Raw genomic sequence first — 1,285 nt, forward strand, 5'->3', positions numbered from 1 at the left:
CAAATGCAACTAAGTCATTGTTTTTATTTACATAAAATCCAAACACAAATTCCCAGCAACAAATCCTTATGTACGCCCTAACCCACTCGCTGTAAATGAGTAGGTTATAAAATGCGTTGACGTAACAAATAGTTAAGAAAAGCAAACTGGCAACTAGATCACGTTTGGTGAGAAGGGATTGGCGTCGAAAAGTGTGTTGAGGAAACGAAAAAACAAAAACGGCCCTTGGGGTATTGGGCCGTGATAAAGACAACGAAGTAGATTAGCGTTCTGGTGTTTCCAGAAGTTTAACGGCGCAATCCACAGCGTTGTTGATACCTTGACTGCTCTCAAGCTTACCTGAACTCGCAGGCCCAAGGGCACAAGAGTACAAAGCCAGTTGCTTATCGAACGGCAGATCCAACTGTTCATATAGGTTTTGTCGGATACGCGCATGTTGTTCTGGTTCTTGGCTTGCAAGGCTAATCAACGTGTCATAAATAAGCGTTTTCATGTCATTCCCTTTAATTTTATTGCACGGGGTGCATATATATTGTATCCGTTTAGAAACCACAAATCAGAAGCTAGGTCACAGAACGCGGCGCTAAAAAAGATTATGTGAGAAGGATATGCCAACACAAAATTGAGACGCTTTCGACAAAAATTGACAGATACATCTCGAAATCATGCAAACGTTTGGCATTTAACACTGTTTGAATACAACCAAAAGCAGGAAAAACGAACACGCCGCCAAAAATGGCGGCGTGTTTTTTTGTGTTACGAAACTAACTTAACGTCGATTAGAAGAAATAAACCAGCATTTCTACATCATCACCTTGTTGAAGAGCTTGAAGAGAAAAGTGCACATAGCCCGCTTCAGTCACTGGGATAGCAAGGTATTCATTGCTGCCCGCATAGTTTGATGCGTACTCGTGTTGCTCTGCTGTCGGCCAGTGTTTGCGGCTTGCGTACAAGTCCACATTACCTGCGCCGTAAGGGTCGTTCGCATTTGATTGGCTCGACATCCAAACGCGTACTTCTTTCACGCCTTCAGGCACATAAACAGCGGCATAACGCTGCTGATGAACCGTTAGCACTTTCGCTTCTCCTGATTCTAAAACCACAGGAGCTAAATCATCTTGCACTTGTGTTGGTGGCGTTTGCGCTTCAACTTCTAAAGCTGCCACAAGGTTTACGGAGTCGTAGCTATCACGCCCTGTTAAACTGATGTAGTAACGGCCAGCTTTAACGTAACCATTTTGCTCTGGCGCAAATTGAATCTCTTCATTGCTACCGTCCGCGTACT

Annotated in this window: 2 protein-coding genes; both read right to left on the reverse strand. The window is 43.8% G+C overall.

The window, feature by feature from the left end:
* Positions 1 to 262 precede the first annotated feature (262 nt).
* Positions 263 to 493, reverse strand: coding sequence for a PAS factor family protein (locus tag R7Q41_RS24060; protein ID WP_005479230.1), 231 nt, complete (start codon positions 491 to 493; stop codon positions 263 to 265).
* 286 nt (positions 494 to 779) lie between these two features.
* On the reverse strand, positions 780 to 1,285 hold a 506-nt coding region (locus tag R7Q41_RS24065), incomplete at its 5' end, for a PPC domain-containing protein (RefSeq protein ID WP_318144712.1).

The organism is Vibrio sp. 2096, assembly GCF_033339595.1.
Classification (GTDB): domain Bacteria; phylum Pseudomonadota; class Gammaproteobacteria; order Enterobacterales; family Vibrionaceae; genus Vibrio; species Vibrio alginolyticus.